This window comes from Luteibacter sp. ME-Dv--P-043b, assembly GCF_030209605.1.
In the GTDB taxonomy this organism is placed as follows: domain Bacteria; phylum Pseudomonadota; class Gammaproteobacteria; order Xanthomonadales; family Rhodanobacteraceae; genus Luteibacter.
Window position 1 is genome coordinate 288,135 of sequence record NZ_JARVRT010000018.1, and the last position, 21,615, is coordinate 309,749.

General features: G+C 62.7%; 20 protein-coding genes and 3 pseudogenes. 16 read left to right on the plus strand and 7 right to left on the minus strand.

Going from position 1 to position 21,615, the window contains the following annotated elements; translation table 11 throughout:
• Window positions 1-8 precede the first annotated feature (8 nt).
• On the plus strand, window positions 9-728 hold the full coding sequence (locus QRN34_RS12630; RefSeq protein ID WP_285404899.1) for an SDR family oxidoreductase: 720 nt from the start codon (window positions 9-11) through the stop codon (window positions 726-728).
• A gap of 124 nt (window positions 729-852) precedes the next feature.
• On the opposite strand, the gene QRN34_RS12635 is transcribed toward QRN34_RS12630, so the two are convergent.
• Window positions 853-3,555, minus strand: coding sequence for a glycoside hydrolase family 3 C-terminal domain-containing protein (locus QRN34_RS12635; protein ID WP_285404900.1), 2,703 nt, complete (start codon window positions 3,553-3,555; stop codon window positions 853-855).
• Between the two features lie 332 nt (window positions 3,556-3,887).
• On the opposite strand from QRN34_RS12635, the gene QRN34_RS12640 reads away from it, so the two are divergent.
• The 4 genes from QRN34_RS12640 (at window position 3,888) to QRN34_RS12655 (ending at window position 7,702) form a co-directional block, all read left to right on the plus strand.
• Window positions 3,888-4,763, plus strand: coding sequence for a fumarylacetoacetate hydrolase family protein (locus tag QRN34_RS12640; RefSeq protein WP_285404901.1), 876 nt, complete (start codon window positions 3,888-3,890; stop codon window positions 4,761-4,763).
• Entirely contained in the window at window positions 4,760-5,539 is a 780-nt protein-coding gene (locus QRN34_RS12645) for an alpha/beta hydrolase (RefSeq protein WP_285404903.1), read from the plus strand. Before QRN34_RS12640 ends, QRN34_RS12645 begins: the two co-directional genes overlap by 4 nt.
• Before the next feature lie 18 nt (window positions 5,540-5,557).
• Entirely contained in the window at window positions 5,558-6,919 is a 1,362-nt protein-coding gene (locus QRN34_RS12650) for an amidohydrolase family protein (protein ID WP_285404905.1), read from the plus strand.
• An 84-nt stretch (window positions 6,920-7,003) separates the two neighbouring features.
• Window positions 7,004-7,702, plus strand: a complete 699-nt coding sequence (locus QRN34_RS12655) for a GntR family transcriptional regulator (protein ID WP_285404907.1) — start codon at window positions 7,004-7,006, stop codon at window positions 7,700-7,702.
• On the opposite strand, the gene QRN34_RS12660 is transcribed toward QRN34_RS12655, so the two are convergent.
• On the minus strand, window positions 7,692-8,438 hold the full coding sequence (locus tag QRN34_RS12660; protein WP_285404909.1) for a siderophore-interacting protein: 747 nt from the start codon (window positions 8,436-8,438) through the stop codon (window positions 7,692-7,694). The genes QRN34_RS12655 and QRN34_RS12660 overlap by 11 nt on opposite strands.
• Window positions 8,439-8,522: 84 nt before the next feature.
• Here QRN34_RS12660 and QRN34_RS12665 point away from each other — a divergent pair, with 84 nt between their 5' ends.
• The gene (locus QRN34_RS12665; RefSeq protein ID WP_285404910.1) at window positions 8,523-9,137 is read left to right on the plus strand and encodes a hypothetical protein; all 615 of its coding nucleotides are present in this window, start codon (window positions 8,523-8,525) and stop codon (window positions 9,135-9,137) included.
• Window positions 9,138-9,154: 17 nt separating this feature from the next.
• On the opposite strand, the gene QRN34_RS12670 is transcribed toward QRN34_RS12665, so the two are convergent.
• From QRN34_RS12670 to QRN34_RS12680, 3 genes are read right to left on the minus strand one after another with little or no spacing between them, the layout of a single operon-like run.
• Window positions 9,155-9,568, minus strand: coding sequence for a heme-binding protein (locus tag QRN34_RS12670; RefSeq protein ID WP_285404912.1), 414 nt, complete (start codon window positions 9,566-9,568; stop codon window positions 9,155-9,157).
• A gap of 11 nt (window positions 9,569-9,579) precedes the next feature.
• A complete protein-coding gene (locus QRN34_RS12675; protein WP_285404914.1) occupies window positions 9,580-10,311 on the minus strand; it encodes an SDR family NAD(P)-dependent oxidoreductase in 732 nt (243 codons plus the stop codon).
• Window positions 10,312-10,321: 10 nt separating this feature from the next.
• A complete protein-coding gene (locus QRN34_RS12680; RefSeq protein ID WP_285404916.1) occupies window positions 10,322-10,627 on the minus strand; it encodes a putative quinol monooxygenase in 306 nt (101 codons plus the stop codon).
• A 30-nt stretch (window positions 10,628-10,657) separates the two neighbouring features.
• Here QRN34_RS12680 and QRN34_RS12685 point away from each other — a divergent pair, with 30 nt between their 5' ends.
• The 4 genes and pseudogenes from QRN34_RS12685 (at window position 10,658) to QRN34_RS12700 (ending at window position 14,547) form a co-directional block, all read left to right on the plus strand.
• Complete coding sequence (locus QRN34_RS12685; protein ID WP_285404918.1) at window positions 10,658-11,521, plus strand: aldo/keto reductase; 864 nt, start codon at window positions 10,658-10,660, stop codon at window positions 11,519-11,521.
• A 43-nt stretch (window positions 11,522-11,564) separates the two neighbouring features.
• Entirely contained in the window at window positions 11,565-12,179 is a 615-nt protein-coding gene (locus tag QRN34_RS12690) for a TetR/AcrR family transcriptional regulator (protein WP_285404920.1), read from the plus strand.
• A gap of 37 nt (window positions 12,180-12,216) precedes the next feature.
• Window positions 12,217-12,722: pseudogene (locus QRN34_RS12695) on the plus strand (demethoxyubiquinone hydroxylase family protein).
• A 796-nt stretch (window positions 12,723-13,518) separates the two neighbouring features.
• Complete coding sequence (locus QRN34_RS12700; RefSeq protein WP_285404922.1) at window positions 13,519-14,547, plus strand: aldo/keto reductase; 1,029 nt, start codon at window positions 13,519-13,521, stop codon at window positions 14,545-14,547.
• Window positions 14,548-14,596: 49 nt separating this feature from the next.
• Here the strand turns inward: QRN34_RS12700 and QRN34_RS12705 are convergent, their stop codons facing one another.
• A complete protein-coding gene (locus QRN34_RS12705) occupies window positions 14,597-15,382 on the minus strand; it encodes a hypothetical protein (RefSeq protein WP_285404924.1) in 786 nt (261 codons plus the stop codon).
• A gap of 229 nt (window positions 15,383-15,611) precedes the next feature.
• Here QRN34_RS12705 and QRN34_RS12710 point away from each other — a divergent pair, with 229 nt between their 5' ends.
• From QRN34_RS12710 to QRN34_RS12725, 4 genes and pseudogenes are all read left to right on the plus strand, one after another.
• On the plus strand, window positions 15,612-16,331 hold the full coding sequence (locus QRN34_RS12710; RefSeq protein WP_285404926.1) for an FCD domain-containing protein: 720 nt from the start codon (window positions 15,612-15,614) through the stop codon (window positions 16,329-16,331).
• Window positions 16,332-17,698: 1,367 nt separating this feature from the next.
• Entirely contained in the window at window positions 17,699-18,469 is a 771-nt protein-coding gene (locus QRN34_RS12715; RefSeq protein WP_285404928.1) for a hypothetical protein, read from the plus strand.
• 13 nt (window positions 18,470-18,482) lie between these two features.
• Window positions 18,483-19,562 (plus strand): hypothetical protein, encoded by a 1,080-nt coding sequence (locus QRN34_RS12720; RefSeq protein WP_285404929.1) that lies wholly within the window; start codon window positions 18,483-18,485, stop codon window positions 19,560-19,562.
• Window positions 19,563-19,795: 233 nt separating this feature from the next.
• A pseudogene (locus QRN34_RS12725) lies at window positions 19,796-20,130 on the plus strand (IS3 family transposase); the annotation flags it as partial.
• On the opposite strand, the pseudogene QRN34_RS12730 reads toward QRN34_RS12725, so the two are convergent.
• Window positions 20,125-20,283, minus strand: a pseudogene (locus QRN34_RS12730) (transposase); the annotation flags it as partial. The pseudogenes QRN34_RS12725 and QRN34_RS12730 overlap by 6 nt on opposite strands.
• Window positions 20,284-20,315: 32 nt before the next feature.
• Between QRN34_RS12730 and QRN34_RS12735 the strand changes: the two are divergent.
• The gene (locus QRN34_RS12735) at window positions 20,316-20,621 is read left to right on the plus strand and encodes a transposase (protein WP_285404931.1); all 306 of its coding nucleotides are present in this window, start codon (window positions 20,316-20,318) and stop codon (window positions 20,619-20,621) included.
• A 121-nt stretch (window positions 20,622-20,742) separates the two neighbouring features.
• Window positions 20,743-21,300, plus strand: coding sequence for an IS3 family transposase (locus tag QRN34_RS12740; RefSeq protein WP_285404933.1), 558 nt, complete (start codon window positions 20,743-20,745; stop codon window positions 21,298-21,300).
• The last annotated feature ends 315 nt before the right edge of the window (window positions 21,301-21,615 follow it).

A 21,615-nucleotide genomic window follows, 5' to 3' on the forward strand; every position in this document is an offset into this window, starting at 1 on the left:
GTAGACGCATGAACGCATTATCGAAGAAGAAGGTCGTCGTGATCGGTGGTGGATCCGGCATGGGTCTCGAAGTGGCACATCAGGCCGCTTCCGCGGGGTCCGAGGTCGTGCTGTTTGGACGCAGCGAAACAAAACTGAAGCAAGCCGCGGAGACCATCCCGGGGCAAGCCTCATGGAAGTCGGTGGACATCGGCGACGAGGACTCGGTCCGGCGTGCGTTCAGCACCCTCGATGGAGTCGATCATGTGGTCAGCACCGCGGCCAGCCTGACCTTCGCGCCCATCGACAAGGTGAGCACGGCGCAAATCGAGGACATGCTTGCCTCCAAGTTCTGGGGCCCGCTGTTCGCCGCGAAACACGCCGCACCGTTGCTGCGCGCCGGGGGCAGCATCACGTTCCTTTCCGGCCTGGCCGCCTATCGCCCGGGGCCGGGCGCCACCATCGTGGCTGCGCTCAACGCGGCGTTGGAAGGCATGGCGATGGGCCTGGCACTCGAGCTGAAACCGGTGCGCGTGAACGTGGTGTCCCCCGGCGTCATCGACACGCCGACGTGGGACTTTCTGTCTGCCGGAGACCGGCAGGCGATGTTCGATTCGATTGCGAGCCAGCTTCCCGTAGGCCGAGTAGGCCAGGCCAATGACATTGCTGAAGCCGTGTTGTCCGTGATGACCAACGGGTTCATCAATGCGACGGTGATTCACGTCGACGGAGGCGGACGCGTCGCATAAAGGCGCCATCCACAGCCATGGCCCAGGTCGCCGTCGAGCGACCTGGGCCATTGTTTGGCACGGGATTTCCATTCCACGAAAACGGGAGAGCCACGACTTCCGTCGGGCTCCCCCGAAGTCGGGATTACCGCCGCGCCCAGTCCGGCATCACGATCGGCAGGCTGTCGTGCACCGACAGGGTTTGGCCCCTCGGCAGGAACACCTGATCGGCACCCTTGATGTCATCGGATGCCGCTCCGACGGAAACCGTGTAGGCGCCGCGGTCGACACGCCAGGCGGTAGCCGAGGTATTGAACCAGGCAAATGCACGACCGTTCAGCGGAACGGCCACCTCGCGACTCTCACCCGGCTTCAGGTCGACCTTGACGAAGCCTTTCAGTTCTTTCTTCGGCCGCGTCACCGAGGGCGAATTCTCGCCCACATAGACCTGCGCGACCTCCGCACCTTCACGCTTGCTGGTATTGGTGATCCGAAAACGAACGGTGCCTACGATATTGCGGTCGTCAAGGAAGGGGATGTTCCCCATCGTGACGCGCACGTTGCTGTAGTTGAAGGTCGAATATGACAGGCCGTGGCCGAATGCGAACTCCGGAACGATGCCCTTGGCTTCGAACCCGCGATACCCGGTGAGCAGGCCTTCGCTATAGTCGATATCGGTGCTTTGCAGGCTGTTCTGCGGCAACGGATAGTTGGCGAACGTCGGGTCATCCGACTCGTATTTCTCGATCGTGATCGGCAATTTTCCCGACGGGTTGACTGCGCCGAACAGGATGTTGCCAAGCGCCTTGCCACCCATTTCCCCCGGATACCACGCATAGAGCACCGAGGCCACTTTATCGACCCACGGCCGCATGCTGACGCCGCCGCCGGCGTGCATCACCACCGTCGTATGGGGATTGGCCGCTGCGACATTCGCAATGAGTTCGTCTTGTGCTTCGGGCAGCTTGAAGGGGCGGTCGAAGCCCTCCCCCTCGTATTCGGAGCCCAGGCCACCGACCACAACCACTGCGTCATAGCTTGCCAAGTCGGGCGTGGGAACAAGCTGGGCCCAGCTGAATTGCACGCCCTGGAAGCCACCGAGGGTGCTGAAGTAGTCGGGCTTGCGTTCGTACTGGATGCTGACGTCGTAGACCTGTCCCGCCTTGAGCGAGATGGTGCCGCTCACGGGCAGCGTCGGCGGAATCGTCGGGGTGATGACCGTCCCAGCTCCGTTGTTGATGATTTCCTTTCCATTGATCTGCACACGGACGGCACCGTCCGCGCGAATCTTGAACACATGGTCGCCGCTGACCGTCGGCCGAATCTGCCCGGACCATACGGCAGCGTCCGGGAAGTTGCCTCCAAACGGTGAAGCGCCCTGATTCCAGTTGAGGTTGATGAGGCTGTCGTCGCGGGTGACCGTGTTGCCCGCATACGAATACGCGCCCGTGAACCCCGAAACGCTTGGCGTCAAGCCCGGATCGAGCGACATGCGGTCGATGTAGGTGATCGTCGACCCGGAAGGCGCGGCCGCCCGGATGCCGTCGATGTCGTTGACGTATTCATACGGATCGATGTTAGCGCTGCCGAACCCTGCAGGCGGCGCACTCACCGAACGCTGCCCGATGACGCCGATGCGCAGCGGTCGGTTCGACAACGGCAGGTTACTTTCGGCGTTCTTGAGGAGCACGATACCCTCCTCTGCCACCTTCTGAGCGACCCCCTCGCTGCGCAGTCGCTCGTCTGCGGTCTGCGTGTTGTCCGTCGACGTCTTGCCTTCGGTGAACCCGAACAGCAGGAGCTGTTTGACGATGCGGTGGACCTTATCGTCGATGACGGCCTGTGGGATCGTCCCGTTCTCGACCAATGGGCGGAGGTTCGCTTCGTTCATCCCGATGCCCTGGGGCATGTCGATGTCCGTGCCTGCCAATGCCGCCTTCTTACCGTCGATGATCGCGTTGTAGTCGGACTCGATGAAGCCGCTGTAACCCCATTGCTTCTTCACGATGTCGCTCTCGACGTGGGCGCTTTCGCAGGCCTGGTCGCCATTGATGTGGTTGAACGAGCACATGATATTCGCCGGCTTGGCGATCTTGACCGCCGACTCGAACGGCACGAGGTACAGTTCCCGCAGCGTCCGTTCGTCGACCTTGACGTTGATCTTCAGGCGATTTTCTTCCTCGTCGTTGGCAACCAGATGCTTGAGCGTTGCCCAAACGCCTTGCTGCTGGATGCCGTCGATGATGTCGGGCGCGAGCGCGGCGCCAAGATACGGGTCCTCCCCGGACATATACTCAAACGCACGCCCCGCATACGGCGTCCGATACATATTGAACCCAGGCCCGAGGACATTCTGGAAGCCGAGTTCGCGGGTATCGCGGCCGAGTGACGCACCAAAGTCTCTCGCAAGCGCAGTGTTCCACGTCGAAGCCAGGGCCTGACCTGCGGGATAGCTCACGCCAGCGGGACTGGAAAGACGTACGCCGAGGGAGGCATCCGTGGCATAGATCTGCGGCAGGTTGAACCGGTCCAGGGGCTTGATGTCCCATGCTCCCATTCCGCCAATGTAGTTCAGTTTTTCCGAAAGCGTCATGCGCCGAACGATTTGGTCGGCTGCGTTGTCCGCAATCCACTCCCGAAGAAAATCAGGCGCATGCCCGCGCACTGCGTTTTGGCCACGGAGTGTGCGAAAGGCTGCGCCACCCCTGCCCGCCATCACACCGCCCCTGACCGCGCCCCCGACACCAGCGGCGTTGTTGGCCGCTGCAGCGGCCTGCGCATGGGTCGGCTCAGCGATGCTGCACGTAAGCGCTGCGGCAATCGCCGCAGCCATCAAATAACGATTCATGGATGATCTCCGCAACGTTTCGACGATGGGCGACTCCTGTCACCCAAATTGGTAGGATGATCCCATAAAAGGTCCTGGGGAAGGCGTCGTGGCCTTGGCCCATCTACGGGATGCGCGAATTGAGATGCCGATCCCCGTTTAAGGAGCCGAGGACTTTGGCGAGATCAACGATGTCGATCTCCGAATGCACCGACAAAAGACCCGCTATTGAACCAATCATGTTCCGCCACACGTCGACTGTAGCGATTTTTGTGCATCGCAAGGTGACATTGGCCCACCCCGGTCTATATTGGTTCATATTAACTCGCAATTGGATTACAAATGGAGCACTTATGAAACTGGCGACTTTCATTCACAACCATGAGCAACGCGTCGGGGCACTGAGCGCGGACGGCGCCTCCCTGGCCCCGCTGACGCAGGCCGGAACTCCCGTTACCGATGTGCTTGCACTGATTCGTTCAGGTGCGGCTATCGCGAACCTAGACCTGGGTGAACCGGTGGCTCTCACGGACGTGCGCCTGCTCGCGCCGATCCCCCGCCCGTCAAGAAACATCTTTTGCGTTGGAAAGAACTACATCAACCACGCACAGGAATTCACTAAGAGCGGGTTCGATGCGGGGCATGCCAACCCCGCCGACGCGATTCCTGAATCACCCATCGTGTTCACGAAGTCTCCTGAGACGGTGATTGCCACCGGCGAGCCGGTATGGGCGGCGCAGGGCGTGACGGAGGCCTTGGACTACGAGGCCGAACTGGCGGTGGTCATCGGCAAGGGGGGGCGTGGGATCTCGAAGGCGGACGCGCTCAACCACGTCTTCGGCTACACCATCCTCAACGACGTTACGGCGAGAGACTGGCAAAAGCGCCACAAGCAGTGGTTCCTCGGCAAGTCATTCGACACGTTTGCGCCCATGGGTCCGGTGCTCGTCACGGCAGACGACGTCGATGCGGCAAACCTCGATCTGCATTGCTGGATCAACGGCGAGCTCCGCCAGGAAGCCAATACCCGCGATCTCATTTTTGACATTCCCACGCTGATCGAAACGATTTCAGCGGGCATCACCTTGCATCCGGGCGACATCATTGCGACCGGCACGCCCGAGGGCGTGGGCATCGGATTCAATCCGCCACGCTTCCTGAAGGTCGGCGACCGCATGCGCATCGAGATCTCCGGGATTGGCGTGCTGGAAAACGAGGTGGCTGCATGAGCACGCAAGTGATCGACGGACTCGTGGTCGAACTCAACGGCGAAGGCGACGAAACGATTCTGTGCATCCATGGCTTGGGCGGAAGCTCGAATGTGTGGACCCCTATTCTCTCGGCGTTCGATGGCAAGCGAATCGTACGCATCGACCTGCCAGGCAGTGCACGGTCTGATCTGCTGTCGTCACCGCTGTCGATCGAGGGGTTCGTCGCGTCGGTCGTTTCCGTCCTAGATGCGCTTCATCTCCCGTCGGTGCACGTGGCCGCCCATTCCATGGGGACCATCGTGGCCCAGCACCTTGCGGTGGCTCATCCTGATCGTGTGCTGAGCCTTGCGTTGTTCGGCGCACTGGCAGCTCAGCCGGATGCGGCGAAGGTGGCGACCCGGGCACGCGCCGAGGCCGCACGTCAGGGAATCGCGGCGATGCAGGACATCGCGGACGCCATCACGAAGGCCGCTACAAGCGCTGCGACCAAGTCGCAATCACCCACGGTGATTGCTGCCATCCGCGAGATGGTGATGCGCCAGCCCCCGGAAGGCTACGCGCAAAGTTGCGAGGCCCTGGCCGAAGCCACTCCCGCCGCCATCGAGAACGTCGACGCGCCGGTGCTGTTGGTTACCGGTTCGGAAGACGGCGTCGGATCACCCGACGGCAACAAGGCCTTGGCCGCACGCTTCAGCCGTGCCCAGCTGGTCATCGTGAACGATTGCGGCCACTGGACGCCGCTTGAAAAGCCCTTTGAATGCATCGACGCGCTGCGGGGCTTCTACGCGCACTGATGCCCCGGTGGAGGTCATATGAGTAAGTTGGTTATTTCGAATGTTGTGATTTTCGATGGATCCGGTGCCGACCCTTACCCGGGGGAGGTCCTGGTCGAGGCGAACCGCATCGTGTCGGTGGCCCGTGACGGAGCGCAGGTAAACGGCGACGGCGCGCAACACATCGACGGAAATGGAGCGTTCCTCATGCCGGGCATGACGGAGGCACACACCCATTTCTCGTGGAACGACCAGCCGAGCCTGGCCGCCATTCAGTTCATGCCGCCCGAAGAGCACATCCTGTGGTGCGTGCGCGTGGCCAAGCGGTATCTGGAAATGGGGTGGACCTCAGCGCTCGGCGCCGCAGCGGCCAAGGCGCGGTTGGACGTGGTCTTGCGCAATGTCATCAACGCCGGCGCTTTTCCGGGCCCCCGCTACCTCGCCGGGAGTCAGGAGATCACCACGGCCGGCGGTCTGGGCGACAACACCCTGCCGCACCTGCCCTACCCCGAACTCAACTTCGGCCACGTGGTGTCCGGCCCGGAGGAAGTGCGCAAGGCGGCACGCATGTTCATCAAGTACGGCGTGGACCACCTGAAGATCAACCTGTCTGGCGAGTACATCGCCGGCATGGACGCGGAACTGACGCCCTTCTCCGAGGAAGAGGTGGCGATGCTCGCAGCGGAAGCGAAGCGCTTCGGTAAGCGCGTAGCGGCCCACGCCCGGTCCAGCGAATCCGTGAAGCAGTGCGTTCGACACGGTTTGGAGCTGGTGTTCCACGCCAGCTTCGCGGACTCCGAAGCGCTCGACATGCTCGAGGCCGCCAAGGATAAGCACATCGTGGCGCCCGGTATCGGCTGGCTCGTCAACACCTGCTACAACGCCGAAGAATATGGCATCACCCGCGATGTCGCCGAGAGGATGGGGTATTTCCGCGAGTTGGAAGTCGCTTCCGAGACGCTTGGCAAGATGCACAAGCGCGGCATCCGCATTCTTCCCGGTGGCGATTACGGCTTCGCGTGGATGCCGCACGGCACCAACTCGCGCGACCTCGAGTACTTCGTCAAATACATCGGCATGACCCCGAAGGAAGCGCTCATATCCGCCACCCGCGGCGGAGCCGATATCATGATGATGGAAGGAAGGATCGGCGAGGTGCGCGAAGGATGCTTCGCCGATTTGGTGCTGGTCGAATCCAGTCCATTGGAGGATCTGTCGGTGCTTCAGGATCCCGAGAAAATCCTGCTGGTGATAAAGGACGGCGAAATCCACAAGAACACCCGCACGATCCTGCCGGAGCGCGGCATCATCCGCTCCGTCAATGGCGGCGACCCACTCGTTGACGCTGGGGTAAAACGGGTCAAGCCCAAGCCTGCGATGAACTCACGCACGGCGCGCTAAGCTCGAGGCAGTCGAACCACGCGGTGGTTCGAACAGAAACATCCCATGGTAGGATCTCGCGGCATACCTAGCCGAAATCCTGCCATGCCTGCCCCGATACGCCGTACGTCGCTCGTCGATAGTGTGCTGGAAGCGCTGCGTGAGGCGATTGTCGATGGCACCTGGGCGGTCGGCGAAAAAATCCCGACCGAGTCTGAGCTTTGCGCCATTTTTGGCACGGGCCGAAATACGCTCCGAGAGGCGATCAAGGTGCTGATCCATGCTGGGATGCTGGAGGTGCGGCAAGGCCACGGCACCATCGTCCGGAGCCGCGAAGATTCCTCGGCCGTGCTTCGCCGGATTGAAATGGCGGGGTGGAGCGATCACGTGGAGCTGCTCGCGCTGCTCGAGGCCGAAGTGGCGCGGTGCGCCGCCGAGCGACGCACGAATGCGGATCTGAAGCAGCTGGATGCTTCCCTTCGCAAGCGGAACGCGGCCGCTCCCGCCCCGGGCCACGCGAAATTCACTGCAGACGACCTTGCCTTCCACCTGGCTCTGGCGCGCGCGTCGCACAATGTCGCGCTGGAGGAGCTTTACGGTCTGTTCGCGCGATCGGTGCGCACCCAACTCGCCGAGCACGTTTCCGCGGTCGAGGCCCAGGCCCCGGCCGAAGCGCTGCACCGGGTCTTGGTCGATGCGGTCCGCGCGCAGGATGCGAAGGCTGCCGTCAAGGCAGCCAAGGCCATCACCACCATGATGCTGACCACCGCCTCTGGTGAGCCCGCGCGACGGATCAGCCGGTGACCAGCGTGTCATCCTTGTAGTCAGCCTGCCCCATCTTCCAGTAGCCCGCGGCTTGAATGGTGACGCCGGATGGGCCCCATCGGTCAACTGCCGCACGCTTCAAGCGCTTGACGACCGCGGCCTCGCCGGCGATCCAGACCCTTCCCCGGCCAGCCAGCGTCGGCAGTGAGTCCAGTGCCGTCTCCAGGTAGGACGGCTCATCGTTTGCGGCACGGCTCCGGAACAGGAACTGGATCAGCGGATTCTCGTCGTAGGCATCGTCTGGGAAGGGCACTTCCACCAATGCGATCGCGCGTCCTGGAAGGCCGGCCTCTACCATGCTGGCGATCGCCGGCAGTGCGGTTTCGTCGCCGAGGAGCAGGTGCCAGTCCGCCTGCGCCATGGGGGCCACGCCTCCCCGGGGCCCGGCGACGTGCAGATGGTCGCCGACTGCAAGGCGCTCATAAATCCAATTGGACAGGGCTCCTCCTTGACGGCGGCGCACCACATCGATTTCCAGCAGCTGGCGAGCCGGATCGAAGCGTCGCACGGTGTAGGCCCGCCCAACGTCGCCCGAAGGCCCGGGTAGAAACACCTTCACCCAGGCGGCAGGGAGCGGCACCGTGAGGTCGGCGAGGGCCTTGCCCCCCAGCACCACGCGAATCAAGCCTCGGTGCTTGCGAACTGAGACTGCTTCGAGGTCCCGATAGGCATAGGGCGGGAAGCGCGGCTCTCCGGGGGCATCGAACATGTGCATGGCGTCACCTGTGGTTATTGCGAATTGCTCGCATTCGCAAATACTAATAGGTAGGATGATAGGATGTAAACCGGAGGAGCTGCTGTGCAAAAATCACTCGCCAGTCAGGTGCGGATGAGTCGAGGGCGTGAACTATGGCTGCTGGATTCCGTCCTGGAATTTCGCCAAGGCCACCACTGGCTGGTGGTGCCGCATGGCTATGTGGCCTGGATTCCTCGTCCGCTCGCGGTAATAGCCATGCACCGCACACCGCGGGCAGTGCCCGCGCGGCTGTCGATCGAAGCCGCCCGTCGGCTGCCCCCCTTCGCTTGCACCTTTCGTCCCAACGACCTGCTGCGCGCATTGTTTCGCCGCCTGAGCCGCGGGGATATCCGGGGCGAACGGCTGGCCTTGCGCGAAGCCGTCGCGGTGGACGAGCTGCTGCAATGCGAGCCCGGCCCCGGCAGCATCCTGATGACCGGCGCCCTGGACCAACTCGCCGGCACGACACTCGGCACCCAAGCGCACCCCGAGGCCCTGCGCCCGGGCGCGGCGTCGCGCCGCGTCATGAAAGCGGCGGACCTGGCGCACGGCGCACTGGATCAGTCCGTGCAGGTTGGACTCGTAACGATTCTTCGCGCGCACCAATGGAGCGAGGACGCCATTGCGGGCGTCCTCGGGGCGGTTGATGATCCAGCGTGGGCATCCCACCCAGCATGAGTGGGATACTGGTAGGCCTAGGGGGAGCTAGCCGGCAGTGCGGCGGCACCCGCCTTGGCGCAGGCTTCATCCTGATCGGGCGTGCCCCCCGATACACCGACGGCGCCAACGCACTGGCCTTTCACCATCAATGGCACGGCGCCCTGGATGGAAAGCCGACCGTCGTTGAACGTCGCCAGCGTCGGGCGAGCCAGCGCTGCGTCCTCCAACGCCTTGCTCGGCGCACGCATCATCACTGAACCCAGCGCTTTTGCCGAGGCGACCTCGAATACTTGAAACGAGGCCTCGTCCAGCCGCGACGCGGCGACCAGATGGCCACCGCCATCGAGCACAACGACGCTGACCGGCACGCCCAACGTGTTGGCGTGCGCTACGGCCGCTTGAAGAATTGCCGTGGCCTCTGAGAAATCGACATGCCATTGCTGTCGCATATACGTACTCCTTATGACTGGTACCAGCCGCCATTGACGTTGATGGTCTGGCCGGTGAGAAAGCCGTTCGCGGCGAGCATGACGGCTACATCGCTCACCTCCCAGGGCTTGCCAAAGCGCTTGACCGGCAGCAGGTCGGCCCGGATGTTGGGGTTGCCTTTGATCATGTCGGTTTCGATCAAGGCTGGCGCAATGGCGTTGGCGGTGATGCCTTCGCTCGCTAGTTGGCTGGCATAGCTGTGCATCAGGCCCAGCATGCCGGCCTTGCTCGCCGAATAATGCGGGCCGATGACCCCGCCCAGCTGGGCGGCGACCGACGACATCATCACGATGCGGCCGAACTGCTTTGCGCGCATCCCCGGAAGGACGCGCTGTGTCACGAGAAACGCCGAGGTGAGGTTGGCGGCCAGGGTCTTTGCCCACAACTCGCTGGTCACCGCATCCAGGGATGCCGGCGGGTTGATGCCTGCATTGTTGACAAGAATATCGACCGATCCCAACTCCCGCTCGATGGTCGCCACCAGTCGCTCGACCTCATCGGCAAGCGACACGTCGGCGCCGACGACAATCGCGCGGGTGCCGAACTCATTCCGAATGGCTTCCGCCGCCTGCTCCGCCTCATCCTTGCTTCGAACGTAGTTGATGGCGACGGCACAGCCTGACCGGGCCAGGCCGCGTGCGATTTCAAGGCCGAGCCCTCGGGAACTGCCCGTCACCAGGGCAATGCGATCTTGGATAGACATCGGAAGCTCCTCAGCGGGATGCAAAATCAACGGGGATCCACGGCTCGTGCTCGAGGCGTGTGCCGCTCTGGGTCACAAACTCAAGGAACGCCTTGGTGTGCGGCGCGGCGACGTGGGCATCGAAAGCTGCCTGGTTCTCAAAGACCTCATAGACCGCAAAGCGCGATTGATCCGTCGTGTGCGTGTGCAATTGGAAGCCCAGGCAACCCTCCTCCTCGCGCGTGGCGGCGGTGAGGGTTTCGAACACATCGAGGAAGCGCTCGCGCCATTCGAGCGCAACGGTCGGGAACGCGAAGATGATCAGAGGATCGGCCATCGCTTGTGGACCTTTGGCATGGGGAGTAGGATGCCAACATCCTACATTGCACTCGTGTGTGCATTCAACACCGAATGCACCCGCGGCGCCCGACTTGAGGCGACGACCGTGTTTGAGATTGCTCTACCCGATCACGCTGGCCTTCCCGCCATAGGTCTTGGGACCTGGCAGCTCTCCGGAACCGCTTGCGTCCGCTCGGTCACCGAAGCGCTGGCGATCGGCTACCGTCATATCGATACCGCGCAGATATACGGCAACGAGCGCGAGGTCGGTTCTGCCGTGCGGGCAAGCGGCGTCCCTCGCGATGAGGTGTTCATCACGACGAAGGTCTGGCCTTCGAATTTCCGTCGGCGCGATCTGCGACCTTCCGTTGAAAAATCGCTGCGCGACCTGAAGACGCCCTACATCGACCTTTTGCTCTTGCATTGGCCGAATGCCTCCGTGGAATTGAAGGAAACCATAGAGGCGCTCGATGCGGTCAAAGAGGAGGGTCTGGCGCGGCACATCGGGGTGTCCAACTTCGGCTCCCAGCTGCTCTCGCAAGCGGCCTCCCTCACTACCCAAACGATAGCGAACAACCAGATCGAATACCACGTTGGCGCTTCTTTGCCCGATGTGATCACAACGGCATGCGGCCTGGGTTGCTCCATTACTGCCTATTCGCCGCTAGCCAAAGGCGCAGTGAACAACCAGTCCGCCGTAAAACGGATCGCAGCCAAGCATGGCGTCAGTGCAGCACAGATAGCGTCGCATTATCTGGTGGTGTGCCAGGGCGTCGCGGTCGTTCCCAAGGCATCCTCACCTGACCGCTTGCTGGCCAATTTTTCCATCTACGACATCTGCATGGATGATGAGGATCAACTCGCCCTGTCACAACTGAAGCTGCGGCAGTGAAGAAGGTGTGATGTAATGAGCCTCCCATCGCACCGTAGCTCTCATGCGTTCCGTCAAACCCGCGCAATCCAAGCGCCAAGCCATCATCGCCGCCGCAACCCAGGCCTTTCTTGCCGACGGCTACGAAGGGACGAAGCTGGAAACGATCGCCAGCAGTGCGGGGGCCGCGCGCCGCACGATCTACAACATTTTCGACAGCAAAGAGGCGCTATTCGAAGCCACGGTGGAAGCACTCTGGGAACGCATGGAAGTACCCGCGATCACCGGGCGGGAGGCCGCGGCGCGCGGGGCACGTGCTGGACTGATGGTGCTGGGTCAGGCCGTCGCCGATTTCTGGACGCCCGCGGAGACGGTGTCGCTCATGCGCATGGTCATCAGCGAAGGGCAGCGCTTTCCGGATCTGGCCAAGCGTTTCTTTGCAGCCGGCAAATCGCCCACCTTGCGGGCGGTTGCCGACTTCCTGAAGCAACTGGAAGGCAAGGGACTTCGGCACATCGACGATCGCAACCTGGCGACGCGCCAGTTTCTCGGCCTGATCAACGAGCCGCTCTTATGGGCTCGTGTGATCGGCGTGGAGAATGCACCCACCGTCCGGCAGCGCGATGCAGCGGTGACCGCGGCCGTCGACATGTTTATTGCGCAGTACGGCTCGGATTAACGCGAGGTGTCGCTGAGGCTCTGAGCGGAGACGCCTCATGAGCCGCATCGACCAGGCCATTCGTGTCAATCACGCCGGCGAGTATGGCGCCGTCCGCATTTATGAAGGGCAGCTTGCCGTGCTGGGACGAAGTCTCAGCACGGCAAGCTGCGCCGCATGCGTGCGCAGGAAGTCGAGCACCTGACTTACTTCACGCGCGCCTTGCAGGAGCGTGCCGTACGGCCCACCGTTCTGTTGCCCGTTTGGCACGTGGGTGCCTACGCGCTGGGCGTGCTGACCGCTCGGTGGAGCAACGCAGCGGCGATGGCATGCACCGAGGCGGTGGAGGATGTCGTCGAGCGCCGCTATGCGGGTCAGCTGGCATGGATTCCTTCGAGCGACGCATCGCTCAGGGCCGCCGTAACGACCGTTCCCAACGACGAACTGGAGCACCGCGACTGGGCGATATCGTCCGGCTCACGCGGCGCGTTGGGCTACACGGCGATCTACGGCGGGATCAGCCGCCTGTGCCGCGCGGCCATCTGGCTCAGTGAACGTCTCTAGCGCACCCTCGATCAGGTTGATCCGACATGACTGCCCCGCTTAGACAACCACCCCTTGATACACCCTGGGATGACCCCTTTGGGGTGTTTCCCTGGGACTTCGGCGCCTGGCTTCGGCGCGCCGTCGAGGTCACCCAAGCCCCGCCGCCGCGTGAAAAAGCGCATGTCGCGATGGTGTTCGTCGATGGAAGTGTGACCGGCTCGACAATCGCCATGCAGGTCGCAAGGCGCGCTCAAACTGTCGTGCTGATCCACCCCAAGGACATGGCGGCTGCTGCCCTCGTGGCGCTTCTTCGCACTGTGACACGCCACGTTGCAAGCTTTTCCTTCCGAGCCGGCGACGAGCGGTCCATTGATGATGTCTTCGAGCGCGCGGTGAATCGGGTGGGTCGTCCGACGATCGTCGTCCACGTGCGTGCTATGGACGAAATTCCTGTCTTGACTCATCGTTCGAGCGAACGCATTGCGCTGCTCACCCAGGCCTCAGCGATTGCGCACAATGCCGCGGCGTTGATGGCTCCGGAGACACCGGGGCGCACTATCCGCCTGTGCGCTCGAGGTGCGTGGCAGGTGGGCGTCGAACGAACCGCCCAGCACGCATTGAGCGAGCTGGCTGCCACCTACGTTCTCTGCCCACGAACGGACGGCACCATTCGGCAGTGCTCACCGCAACGTGGCCTTCCGAATCGGAAAACAGACCGCAAGCGCTGCGCGAGCGCAAAGCGGAGGTCATTGCGCAAGTCGTCAGTGCCGCCGTTGCCGATACTTCATCCTTTCCCAACTGTAGGAGATAACCCATGGACTTTCGCAGACTCGGTCATTCCGGTTTCACCGTGCCGGCGCTCAGTTTCGGCACCGCCACCTTTGGCGGAAAGGGGGAATTTTTCGGCGCGTGGGGCTCCACGGACGTCGACGGTGCCCGAAGGATGATCGACGTGTGCCTCGAGCACGGGGTGAACATGTTCGACAGCGCCGATGTCTACTCCTCCGGCGCCGCCGAGGAAATCTTGGGCGCCGCTCTAAAGGGCAGACCCCGAGATAGCCTGATCATTTCCACCAAGGCGACATTCCGCTTTTCTGATGCGCCAAATGCCGTGGGCTCCTCGCGGTATCACTTGGTCAATGCCGTGGACGCAGCGCTTCAGCGCCTCGGAACGGATTACATCGACCTGTTCCAGCTGCATGGGTTCGACGCACTGACTCCCGTGGAGGAGACCCTTTCAACGCTCGACACCCTGGTGCGCGTCGGAAAGATCCGATACATCGGTTGCTCGAACTTCTCCGGCTGGCACCTGATGAAGTCCCTGGCGGTCGCCGAACGGTATGGGTATGCGCGTTATGTCGCCCATCAAGCCTATTACTCGCTCGTCGGCCGCGACTACGAGAGCGAGCTGATGCCGTTGGGATTGGATCAAGGCGTGGGCGCGATCGTCTGGAGTCCGCTGGGCTGGGGACGGTTGACTGGCAAGATTCGTCGCGGCCAGCCGCTACCGGAAGGAAGTCGGCTGCACGCGACCGCTGACATGGGGCCGCAAGTCACTGAGGAATACCTGTATGACGTCGTCGACGCACTGATCGGTGTGGCAGCTGAGGTGGGCAAGTCGGTTCCCCAGGTGGCCCTCAATTGGCTGCTGCAGAGGCCGACGGTGGCGAGTGTGGTCATCGGTGCGCGCACCCAGAGCCAGCTTCTCGACAACCTCGGTGCGGTCGGCTGGAATCTCTCGCCCGAACAGGTGGCACGCTTGGACAAGGCGAGCAAGCGCCAGCCCGCCTACCCCTACTGGCACCAAGCCGGCTTCGCTGAGCGAAACCCCGGCCCGGTCTGATAAAGCGCCATCCAAGGCAGTGCGGGCTCTTCCCGCCCTGCCTTGGAAGTCAGGGGGTCAACTTCAGCATCAGGAATGGCGTGAAGCGATGGTATTCCCCGCCGCTCGCTACCGGATTGTGGTCGTAACGCGCGTACTCGAGGCGAAAACCCAGCTGAACTTCCGAATGATGCCCTGCTTCCCACAGCACATCCGCGCGCTCGAGCACCTCGGTGCCTTGGTGGTCACTGCCGTTGACGAGCGACAGGAGGTTGAAGTGAAACGCCTGGCCTCCGATGTCGATGGGCTTGGACAGGAGCACCGAGCGCCAAAGCCAGGTGCGGCGATCAAAGTTCGTGTGCCGATACAGCAACCCCGACTCGAACCATGCGAACCCGCCGACATCGAAGTTGGCCGATAGGCCGTAATTCTGTGAATGGAACCGGTCGTTCGACGGGTAACTTCCCGATTCCCAGCGGGCGATGACCGAAAGATCGCTCAACGGCCCCCAATGGATGGGGGTGTCGGCCAGCCTGCCGATGCTCAACCGCGGGTTGAGCACGAACAAGTTCTGCGTGTCGTTGCCCAGCTCGAACGGCGCTCCGACGTCGCGCCCGTGATACAGCTCTGCGTCGAAATACACATCACCCCAGTCATGGGTGCTGAAGTGCTCGAATTGGAACATCTGTAGATCGCGGTCCGGCGTGCCGTAGCCGAAGATTGGATCGGGCTTTGCCTCGTTGGTCACCATCAGGTTGAAATTATTCAACGCAAAATTTTGTGCCACGGCCGTCGATGCCCCCAGCCCGGCCAGAGCTGCTGTCGCTGCGAGCGTTGCCAAACGTCCCATGCGCATGTACCCACCCCGCGTGATAGGCGTCGCCGCCCGAAAAAGGTCAAGCCGATCCCGTGCCGCGCCCGTTTGGTCGCCGCCAATGGTGATCCACTTATGATCCAATAGCATCAATACGTGAACCAATATAGTGAATTCGCTAACGGTGTCATTCTGCGATGCACAAGCGCGCGGCCGCGCCGTTGTCAAACGACGCCTGAATGGATTAGAATTGGCTCACAAAGGAGGCGCAATGGGCGACGGGTTAAATCCAAACAGGCGTATTCGTGCCCAGCACGCGAGCGCAGCGCTGCTGCAGCACATCCGTAAGCGGATGGACGACGGCAGTTGGCCCGTGGGGCATCGGCTCCCGCCTGAGCGTGAGCTGGTAGGCATGTTTGGCATGGCCCGCAATACGCTCAGGAAAGCCCTGATCCAGTTGGAAGAAGATGGGGTCATCGTCAAGCACGTGGGACGCGGCACCTTCATCGCCCGGTTGCCCTCCCAGCCGGCCGACGAGTCCGCTGCGGAGAGCCTGCTGGCGCGAATCCATGGGGCAAGCCCAGCCGATGTGATGGAGTTGCGCCTCGTGCTCGAACCACCCTTCGTCGAGCGCGCGGCCACGCGAGCCACCGGCCGGGATCTACAGCAGATCGTGCATTGCCTTGAACAAAGCGAGCGCGCAAAAACTGTGCTCGACTTCGAGCATTGGGACGGGATGCTTCACCACGCCATCCTCGCGTCGTCGCACAATCACCTCTTGATCGATCTCTACGAGGCAATCAACGGGGTGCGCAAGCAGCCCGAATGGGAGGCCTTGAAGCAGCGCAGCCTCACTCCGGATCGCAAGGCGCGATACATGGCGCAGCATCGTGCGATCGTGAAAGCGCTCCTGGAACGCGATGCCCCTGCAGCCGGCCAGGCGGTGCGGGACCATCTGCTGGAAGTCAAAGCAGGCATGACTGGGCTCTAGGCGCTGATCGAGCAGCGGGATTTGCGCGTCCTGGCGGCTCAAACATCGACGGACCAATGCGCCGCAGATAACATCCGTGTCGTCCAGATGAAAGAAAAGTACGGGCGGCTACCTTCGTGTGCCCGCCGTAGGGGCGACAAGGATGGAGGAACGATTCGACTTTCGTCCCTTATCCCCGGCGACCATGGCACACATCGAGGCGTGGTGCACCGAGGCCTCCATTGATGCCGGCTATCTCTTTCCCGCTATTGGTGGTCGCAAGCGAACCAATGCCAGCCCGTTAAACGGGGGCATGGGCGCCCAAGAAGTCGGTCGAATAATTCGCCGACTCGCCGTGGACGCAGGGCTAAAAAGGGCACACACGTTCACTTCCGAGTCACTGCGCGCCGGCGCAGCACAACATCTCATGGCGCACGGTGCCACGTTGGATCAGATCAGACAGTCCGTGGCTGGAAGACCTACCGCGGGATCCAACGGGCAGGCGGCATGGACACCTAACGCCAAGCCGCTACCTTGGGGAAGGTACAAAGACGACCGCTGATACAAGACGGGTTCGTCAAGCAGGACGTGGTGGGGCCGCCAGGACGGCGACGGCCCAGCCAACGGCTTCACATAGAGCGAAGTGCTATTGCGCTGGCGGGAGCCTGGGACCGCACTTGCGCGGCGCAATCAGCGCATAGGTGCCTTTCCGCTATCGACCACTCACGCTCGAGCGGCGCGCCCGGCCCGAATTCGTTGGCTAGAGCCGAATGCTGGCCCAGTTTGCACGCACGACTGTGCAGGGCGGCCCAATCGATTTCGCAGTCCAGAACATTAGCCCATAAATGTTGCCGGCGTGTTCTACCGTCTAGACGCAGGCTCTAAAGCACAAATCCATTTAAAACAGGTTGTTACGCTGGCGGCGCGACGATGCCCTCCAGCGCGAATCGCGACCCCTCGGTACGCGCGAGGTAAGCACGATCTTCCGGCGCGCCGTCACCCGCGCCGGTCTGGACCTCGATCTTTACTGGTTGTCCGGACACTCCGCCCGGGTGGGTGCGGCCCAGGACATGGTACGTGCCGGATCGACGACGGCCCAAGTCCAACTGGCCGGTCGATGGAACAGCAAACGCATGCTCCTGCGTTACGCCGAGCGCGTCCTTGCCCAGGACGCCGGCGAGGATCGGTTCGCTCGGGTCGAAGCGATGCGTCGTCGCGGTGGTCGGGGCCGGCCCGCTGGGGACTAAGGGTAGCCATGCGCGCCGCCACCGAGGGGTGAGCCGTCACCGGCGGACCGCGTACCGTGACTTCAGGACGGCGCCCGCGCGCCGATACGCATAGTCCATGACGACGAAGGGTGTTCGGCGATGCGGGGGCAAGGAGATGTGTTGGGCGAAAATGAAGTGCAAGGCGCCATCGTGGCGGCGTTACAGGTGTACGCGCACGAACAAGGGATGAGCGCGCAGATCTTTGAGCCGTACGCGAACCAGCAGGGCGATCAAGCACGCCGCTTCGGCGCCGACCTCATTGCCGTACTCGATCGCGCGCGCGTGGTGATGCTCGAGGTCAAGGCCCTGGATGTGGCTACGAACGAACTGGTCCGATTTCGCCCCGCGCAGCACACCATGTGCTGCCAACTGGAAGCGATGCGCGTACCGCTGGCGTACGCGTTCAATACCCGGAACACCCTAGCCTACTACGCGCATCCCCAGCCGCCGCAGTGGCCACGCCTGACCCTTGCTGCCATCGCCAGGGCCACCCCGTCCACTCTGCCTGACGAACATCCGGCCACCACACACCCGTCGCTACTTGCGTGGTTGCAGAACGTCACGAACGTCGACACCGACGGAAGCGCAACGCTTGGCTGGCTCCTCGGGGCGGCCCGCGGCACGCGCCCCCGCGCACTGACCAACGCCGCCATGGTGCTGGTCTACTCGGTTCACCATGCCACGGTCCTAGCCTTGAAGGTCGAGGACGCCGATCGACTCATCGCAATCGTGACCACGCTGCCCCACCTGCCGCCCGCTGACCGAGCCACGCTGCAACGCTTACTGGGTGCCCAAGCCGAGGCCTTTGTCCTGTTCGAACCACCGGACGCCATGCCGACCGATGGAGCGGCCCCCAACGGTGGTGGCCGCTCACCGAGGCCGCGGCCGTGATGGCGGCTTACCCATGACGCGGCACGCCTCGGCCCCGACCGGTGCCCGCCGCTCCGGCACCCTCGGCATGGTCAACAGCCTTCTGGACCTGCATCAATGGCGCGCCGTCTCGGCGGCGGCTCTGGTGCTTGCGATGCTGGCTACCGCCGCCCTTTACGTCGGGCAGATCGCGCCGCTTTTCGTGCCCGCTGATGTCGACAATCCCGCAGTGCGCATCGTCATCGCGTCGGATAGCTACCGCCTTTTTACCCAGCCGCTCTTCAACGAGCTGAGCGCCTATAGCGCGTCTCGTGCGCCGTCGCCGTCAGCGAGCACGTACTATGTCGATGACAGATCGCAATGGGGACTGACGGTACTTGCCCGCCTGGAGCTGATCGAGGTGCCCCCGGTGAAGCCAGCAAAGCGGCTGGCCGGGGACCGGCCGGCCTACAAATACATGTCAAGCTACCAAGTGCGCCTGGACTGGTCGGCGCTGATGGTGGTGCTTCTTCTGGAAAGCCTGTTCGGCGCGACGCTGCATGTGCTATTTCGTAGCCGCCCGGCGCGCGATCGCGTTGCCTTCGAAGCGCAGATCATCGCCGATCACTACGCGGCCTTACGGGACGGCGCACGCGTCTCTGGGCCTCCCGCCCCGAGTGACCGTGAGCTGCTGACGCGGGTACTCCTGGGCTTTCATACCTTCTGCCTGCGCTTGAACCGGCGTGGCCGGGACCGGTCCGGCGTGCTGGTCAACGATGAGTACGATGTCCAGGACTTGTTGAGCGCCCTTCTGGTCGTGCATTTCGACAACGTGCGCGTCGAAGAGCCGCTCCCCAGCCACGCCGGCCGCGGCTCGCGGATCGATTTTCTGTTGCCGGTACTGCGCACTGGCATCGAGGTGAAGTTCGTCCGCGATCCCGCCAAAGCACGCGATCTGGGAGCAGAGTTGCTGGTCGATGCCACCCGCTATCAGGCCCACCCCGACTGCACGCACCTGATGTACTTCATCTACGACCCAGACATGCATCTGCGCAACCCGCAGGACCTGGTGACGGACCTTACGCGCCATGATGCGGACTGGACGGTGGCGGTGGTGGTGGTTCCCGCCCGTTGAGCGTGGGCCCGTCCGCGCACGCCGGTGAGGCCGACACCGCTGTACGCCCGGCACAGCCTGCCGGTGCTTCACGCGCGCGCCAGGGCCGACGCGCGCCTCACCAGGGCAATGCCTCGTAGTAGCGGCGAACACAATCGAAAGCGACATCGAATGCCGGCAAGACCGCCTCCTCCACTTCGTCGCGGAGTGTCGACTCCCCACTAGTTAGTGCCAACCATAACCCAAGGTCGCCGGCGATCGCCGGCATGAGCGCAAGCGCTTACCGATACGAACCGCGGCCGACCCCAACGTCGATCTGCGCGAGATGATCTGCGCGCTGGCCAATCGCCATAAACGCTACGGCGTCGGCATGATCTACCTGAAGCTCCGCCAGGCCGGTCAGATGGTCAATTACAAACGAGTCGAGCGCCTGTACTAGGAGGCGAACCTGCAGGTGCGCCGACGGAAACGGAAAAAGGTGCCTCCGACCGACAGGCAGCCACTGCTCCGGCCCGCTGCCGCGAATGAGGTCTGGTCCATCGATTTCGTCTTCGACCACACCGCCGAAGGGCGCGTCCTGAAGTGCCTCGGGTACGCTCATGCCGCCGAACTTGCTTCGCCAAAGGTAGTACGAGGCCTCGCTGAAGCCGTGCTTGCGGCACAGGTCCTTGACCGGCATGCCTGCCTCGACCTCGCGCAGGAAGCCAATGATTGAGCTTGCCCGGATTTGATGGACACCCATCGTGAGCCGTAAGGTTCGTCCAGAGGTGTCCCATGTCAAAACGAATTCGTCGTCAGTTCACACCCGATTTCAAGGCCGGCGCGGTTGCCCTAGTCCGTGAGCGAGGTCAGCCGGTGTCACGGGTGTGCCGTGACCTGGATCTGGTCGAGAGCGTCTTCAGGCGCTGGATCGAGAAGGCTCAAGCCAGTTCTGGAGCGCCTTCGCGATCAGCCCCCGCCATTCCGCTGACGGCCGAGCAGGCCGAGATACAGCAGCTTCGGCGCGAGAACGAGATCCTGCGGATGGAGCGTGAAATCCTAAAAAAAGCGACGGCGTTCTTCGCCAAGGAATCGAGCTGAGATGCCGGTTTATCGAAGCGGAGAGCGCGTCGTACTCCATCGTGATCCTTTGCCGACTGCTTGAGGTGGCTCGCAACAGCTTCTATGCCTGGCGGCATCGCCAAAGCATCCGAGCCCCCGCGTGCTACGTGACCGCCAGCACCTGGGGCGCCGTGCGACCGCCCGCCTGATGCGCCAGGGCGGTCTCGTCGGGCGCAGCTGGCGTACAAGCAAGGCATCACGACGGGCCGCCACCGTGTCCGCGGTGGCCGACAACCATGTTGATCGATGCTTCACCACGGCCGCCCCTGATCAGGTCTGGGTAACGGACATGACCCAGCTCGCCACGCAACAGGGGCCCATGTATCTGGCCGTCGTGATCGATCTGTACGCCCGGCGAATGATTGGCCACGCAACGGCTGAGACTATGCATACCAACTTGCCTTTGCAGGCCTTGCGCATGGCCGTAGGCCAGCGCGGTTCGGCGCAGGGAGTGCTCCATCACTCCGACCAGGGCAGTCAATACACGAGCGCGGCCTACCAGGCTGAACTCGCTCGACTGGGTATGCGGGTGAGCATGAGCCGGCGTGCCGAGTGTTGGGACAACGCGGTGGCTGAGAGCTTTCAGCACGTTGAAGTGCGAGATCGCTGTCCCACGCCGCTACGCCTCGATCGAGGAGGCACGCCACGTGGTTTTTGAATACATCGAAGTGTTTTATAACCGGCAGCGCTTACACTCGACCAACGGCTATCGATCGCCTGCGGCGACCGAAGCTGCTACCCCATAACTTGAGTGTCCATTAAACCGGGGCAAGCTCAGATCTGCTCTTCGGAAAAACGCTTCTTCACGTCCAATCTCCTTCTTGTGGGGGATTGAACTCGAAACCGGGGCGCTACTCAAATCTAGGGGAACGTCGGGATGACGGCCGGACTCGCCCACAAACCTTCTGTCAAGCTGTGGTGGTGAGAGCAGACTTGCGCACACAGTGGCTGAATCAAGGCTCATCGTCGGCAA

Bases quoted from the DNA above. Each gene is read 5' to 3' on its own strand.
- QRN34_RS12630 (WP_285404899.1), top strand. From the start codon at position 9: ATGAACGCATTATCGAAGAAGAAGGTCGTCGTGATCGGTGGTGGATCC.
- QRN34_RS12635 (WP_285404900.1), bottom strand. From the start codon at position 3,555: ATGAATCGTTATTTGATGGCTGCGGCGATTGCCGCAGCGCTTACGTGC.
- QRN34_RS12640 (WP_285404901.1), top strand. From the start codon at position 3,888: ATGAAACTGGCGACTTTCATTCACAACCATGAGCAACGCGTCGGGGCA.
- QRN34_RS12645 (WP_285404903.1), top strand. From the start codon at position 4,760: ATGAGCACGCAAGTGATCGACGGACTCGTGGTCGAACTCAACGGCGAA.
- QRN34_RS12650 (WP_285404905.1), top strand. From the start codon at position 5,558: ATGAGTAAGTTGGTTATTTCGAATGTTGTGATTTTCGATGGATCCGGT.
- QRN34_RS12655 (WP_285404907.1), top strand. From the start codon at position 7,004: ATGCCTGCCCCGATACGCCGTACGTCGCTCGTCGATAGTGTGCTGGAA.
- QRN34_RS12660 (WP_285404909.1), bottom strand. From the start codon at position 8,438: ATGCACATGTTCGATGCCCCCGGAGAGCCGCGCTTCCCGCCCTATGCC.
- QRN34_RS12670 (WP_285404912.1), bottom strand. From the start codon at position 9,568: ATGCGACAGCAATGGCATGTCGATTTCTCAGAGGCCACGGCAATTCTT.
- QRN34_RS12675 (WP_285404914.1), bottom strand. From the start codon at position 10,311: ATGTCTATCCAAGATCGCATTGCCCTGGTGACGGGCAGTTCCCGAGGG.
- QRN34_RS12680 (WP_285404916.1), bottom strand. From the start codon at position 10,627: ATGGCCGATCCTCTGATCATCTTCGCGTTCCCGACCGTTGCGCTCGAA.
- QRN34_RS12685 (WP_285404918.1), top strand. From the start codon at position 10,658: ATGCCAACATCCTACATTGCACTCGTGTGTGCATTCAACACCGAATGC.
- QRN34_RS12690 (WP_285404920.1), top strand. From the start codon at position 11,565: ATGCGTTCCGTCAAACCCGCGCAATCCAAGCGCCAAGCCATCATCGCC.
- QRN34_RS12700 (WP_285404922.1), top strand. From the start codon at position 13,519: ATGGACTTTCGCAGACTCGGTCATTCCGGTTTCACCGTGCCGGCGCTC.
- QRN34_RS12705 (WP_285404924.1), bottom strand. From the start codon at position 15,382: ATGCGCATGGGACGTTTGGCAACGCTCGCAGCGACAGCAGCTCTGGCC.
- QRN34_RS12710 (WP_285404926.1), top strand. From the start codon at position 15,612: ATGGGCGACGGGTTAAATCCAAACAGGCGTATTCGTGCCCAGCACGCG.
- QRN34_RS12720 (WP_285404929.1), top strand. From the start codon at position 18,483: ATGACGCGGCACGCCTCGGCCCCGACCGGTGCCCGCCGCTCCGGCACC.
- QRN34_RS12735 (WP_285404931.1), top strand. From the start codon at position 20,316: ATGTCAAAACGAATTCGTCGTCAGTTCACACCCGATTTCAAGGCCGGC.